The sequence below is a fragment of the Pseudomonas sp. C6002 genome, assembly GCF_013385805.1.
GTDB lineage: Bacteria > Pseudomonadota > Gammaproteobacteria > Pseudomonadales > Pseudomonadaceae > Aquipseudomonas.
The window spans coordinates 19086-22271 of record NZ_JACAPH010000023.1; the positions used below are offsets into that span (position 1 = coordinate 19086).

Below are 3186 nucleotides of genomic sequence, written 5' to 3' on the forward strand. Positions count from 1 at the left end.
GTCCTGCGTGGGAACGAGCGTCGAGAGTGGGAACGATCATAGGTCTACTGGTTTTTCACCAGTACCGGTTCTGCGCGGTACTGCTCAGGGAACAATTTTTTCAGCTGGGCCACCTTGGGCAGGTCGTTGATCACGATGTAGGGGTACGACGGGTTTTCGGTCAGGAAGTCCTGGTGATAGGACTCCGCCGGGTAGAAGGCTTTGCCCATCTCGATCTTGGTCACGATCGGCTTGTCGAAGGCTTTCGCGGCGTCGAGTTGGGCGATGTAGGCCTGGGCGACTTTTTGCTGTTCGGCGTTCTGGGCAAAGATCGCCGAGCGGTACTGGGTGCCACTGTCCGGGCCCTGGCGGTTGAGTTCCGTGGGGTTGTGGGCGACCGAGAAGTAGATCTGCAGCAGCTTGCCGTAGCTGACCTTGCTCGGGTCGTAGGTCACGGCGACGGACTCGGCGTGGCCGGTGTCGCCGCCGCTGACGCTTTCGTACTGCGCGGTGCTCGCCGCGCCGCCGTCATAGCCGGAGACGGCGTTTTTCACCCCTTGCACATGCTGGAACACACCCTGCACGCCCCAGAAGCAGCCTCCGGCGAAGACCGCGGTTTGCAGGTTGTTCGCGTCTGCCGGCAGGTCCATGGCCGGCGGCGCAATGGCCACGGCGTCGTCGGACGGGCCGAAGGAGAACGCCGAGCTGTGGCCGACAAAGGCGGCGAACGCCAGGGCCGGTAAGTACTTAAGCAGTTTCATCTCAGTCACTCCGAAACATCAGGATAAATGCGGTCAACTGTGGGAGCTGGTTAACCATGCAAAATTTCGCTATGGGTTAGCCGAAGGTGAAGGCATAGGCCGCCACTTGCGGGTCCAGAAACTCGATGGTGAAGGTCCGGTCCTTGACCGCGCCCGGCTGGCGCACCAGTTGATACAAGCGTTGTTCGGTCACGGTGCCGCTGCCATCCGGTGCGACGTCGGTGCCGTGGGCATCCCCCGGCGCCTGGCCGTCGATGCTGACCTTGAAGCGCACCGGCTTGCCGTCGGCGCCCGGGCCCAGCACCAGGTGCAGGTCACGGGCGTGGAAGCGGTAGACGATCTTGCCGTTGGCCGCTGCGAGGGTGGCTTGCTGGCCGCCGACGTTCCATGGGCCTTCCAGGGTCCAGTTATTCAAGGCCAGGTTGCCGGCTGCCGGGTAGTTCACCACCTTGTCGGTGCCCAGGGTGCCGGTGGTCACGAAGTTCTCGGCGCGCTGGAAGCCCAGGTAGGTTTCCGGCGACTGCACTTCGTTCATGTCCGGTGCGGCCTGGATGCCCTTGGCATCGGCTTCGATCAAGCCGCCCGCCACCTTGGTAGCGCCCGCCTCACGCAGCAGTTGCTGGATCACTCGTTCGGACTCGGCGTAGTCACCCTCTCCAAAATGGTGATAGCGGATCTGGCCCTTGGCATCGGCAAAGTAATGCGCCGGCCAGTACTGGTTGTTGAAGGCGCGCCAGATCTTGTAGTTGTTGTCGATGGCCACCGGGTAAGTGATGCCCAGGTCCTTCATGGCCTTGGTGACGTTGTTCACGTCGCGTTCGAAGGCGAATTCCGGAGCGTGCACACCGATCACCACCAGGCCCTGGTCGCGGTATTTCTCGGCCCAGGCCTTGACGTACGGCAAGGTGCGCAGGCAGTTGATGCAGGAGTAGGTCCAGAAATCCACCAGCACCACCTTGCCTTTCAACGCCTCGGCAGTCAGTGGCTCGGAGTTGAGCCATTGCACGGCACCGTCCAGCGGCGGCAACTGGCCTTCCACTGGCAGCGTGTCACTGTGGTTGGCGGCCATCATCGCGCCGCCGGCCATCATCGCCCCGCTCTTCTGTTCAGGCTTGGCGCTGAGTTTTTCCACCAGGCTTTGTTCCAGGCCACCGGTTGACGCCGTCGACAGGCGCGCCAGGATCCCGGTGTCCAGGCCCAGGGCGATGGCCGCCACACCGGCCAACATCAGGGCGCCGAGCCCACGACGCAGCCATTCACCAGCGCCCAGCGAACGCTTCATGAAACCGAAGACTTTACCGCCGACCAGCAGCGCCAAGGCCAGGGAGGTGGCAGCCCCTGCCGCGTAGGCCAGCAAGAGCAAGGTAGTGCCGATACTGGCGCCCTGCAGCGCGGCGCCCGTCAGCACCAGCCCGAGGATGGGCCCGGCGCACGGCGCCCACAGCAGCCCGGTGGCCACGCCGATCAGGAACGATGCGCCCGGACGCGGCCGCGAATCGGCCCCGGCGGCTTCCGACAGGCGACTGCCCGCGGCCACCAGCGGCCGGGTCAGGCGCTCGGACAGGCTTGGCAGCAGCAGCGTCAGCCCGAATAGCGCAACAAACAGCAACGCGAGCCAGCGACCGTACTGATTGACTTGCACCACCCAACCGCCGCCCACCGCCGCGAGCGAGGCGACCAGGGCGAAGGTCATCGCCATCCCCAGCAGCAGCGGCAAGCCACTGCGCAAAAACGGCTGCCCGGTGCGAGCGAAGACAAAAGGCAGAACCGGCAGGATGCAGGGACTGACAATCGTCAGCACGCCGCCCAGATATGCGAGAACCAAAAGCCACATGGGGTAGACCCTTATAGGAAGACATTGAATTAAGTCGCGGTGAACGTCATGGCTGCGCCGTTCATGCAGTAGCGCAGGCCGGTGGGTGCCGGGCCGTCATCGAACACGTGGCCCTGATGACCGCCGCAGCGGCGGCAGTGGATTTCCTTGCGTACCACGCCGAAGGAGGTGTCGACGTGGCTGGCCACGGCGTTTTCCAGGGGTTGCCAGAAGCTGGGCCAGCCGGTGTGGCTTTCGAATTTGGTGGCTGAGGCGTACAGGGGCAAAGCGCAACCGGCGCAGGCGAAGGTGCCGTTGCGGTGTTCACTGTTAAGGGCGCTGCTGTAGGGGCGTTCGGTGCCCTCCTCCCGCAGGATCGCGTACTGCTCGGCGGTCAGCAGGGTGCGCCATTCGGCGTCGGTGTGGCTGACTTCGAAATGTTCGGCGGCTTCGGCTTCGGCGATCAGGGCGGGGCCGGCGCTGATTTTTTGCAGCAGGCCACCGGCGATGACTGCGAGGCCGAGGCCGCCGCCGGCGAGCAGGATCTGTCGACGTGAATACATGAGTTGCTCCTCACACAAGTGCGGATGGCTGGCGAAGCCCCTATGGCTGATAAACAAACTGTGGCGAGGG

General features: G+C 64.1%; 3 protein-coding genes. All 3 read right to left on the reverse strand.

Annotation, left to right across the window (positions count from 1 at the left end; translation table 11 throughout):
* Window positions 1-44: 44 nt before the first annotated feature.
* A complete protein-coding gene (msrA, locus tag HX817_RS16070) occupies window positions 45-740 on the reverse strand; it encodes a peptide-methionine (S)-S-oxide reductase MsrA (RefSeq protein WP_008433754.1) in 696 nt (231 codons plus the stop codon).
* Between the two features lie 76 nt (window positions 741-816).
* Window positions 817-2574, reverse strand: a complete 1758-nt coding sequence (locus tag HX817_RS16075) for a cytochrome c biogenesis protein DipZ (protein ID WP_087692313.1) — start codon at window positions 2572-2574, stop codon at window positions 817-819.
* A 29-nt stretch (window positions 2575-2603) separates the two neighbouring features.
* Window positions 2604-3116: a peptide-methionine (R)-S-oxide reductase MsrB gene (gene msrB, locus HX817_RS16080; protein WP_177040566.1), complete on the reverse strand. Its 513-nt coding sequence runs from the start codon at window positions 3114-3116 to the stop codon at window positions 2604-2606.
* Window positions 3117-3186 lie beyond the last annotated feature (70 nt).

Coding starts and splice junctions, on each gene's coding strand:
- msrA (WP_008433754.1), bottom strand. CDS start 740: ATGAAACTGCTTAAGTACTTACCGGCCCTGGCGTTCGCCGCCTTTGTC.
- msrB (WP_177040566.1), bottom strand. CDS start 3,116: ATGTATTCACGTCGACAGATCCTGCTCGCCGGCGGCGGCCTCGGCCTC.
- HX817_RS16075 (WP_087692313.1), bottom strand. CDS start 2,574: ATGTGGCTTTTGGTTCTCGCATATCTGGGCGGCGTGCTGACGATTGTC.